At 62.6% G+C, this 235-nt stretch carries 1 protein-coding gene; it reads right to left on the bottom strand.

Going from position 1 to position 235, the window contains the following annotated elements:
• Positions 1-235 (bottom strand): hypothetical protein (locus KVT28_RS26965; RefSeq protein WP_217551399.1); only part of this gene is annotated, 235 nt, incomplete at both ends.

Here is a 235-nt window from a genome sequence, read left to right as displayed (position 1 = left end):
CCTGGCTTGAGGAGCCGGATTCGCCCACTCGTCATGAAGCCGGCCGTGCCGTCGAGCAGGATGGGTAGCTCCTGCCAGTGGTCCTCGTCCTGCGGATCGGCGTCGTCCTTCGTCCAGAACTCCCACGTCAAGGCAAGGGGCGTCTTGGCGCTCTGGCTCAACGAAACGTCGAGCGTGATCTCCGCTTCGTTCTTGACATTGAGCAGTCGGCCGGGTCCGAGATACAGGACGTGTT

The sequence above is a fragment of the Pantoea sp. GbtcB22 genome (assembly GCF_019091025.1).
Taxonomy (GTDB): domain Bacteria; phylum Pseudomonadota; class Gammaproteobacteria; order Enterobacterales; family Enterobacteriaceae; genus Pantoea; species Pantoea leporis.
This window is presented reverse-complemented; position numbering and strand designations above follow the sequence as displayed.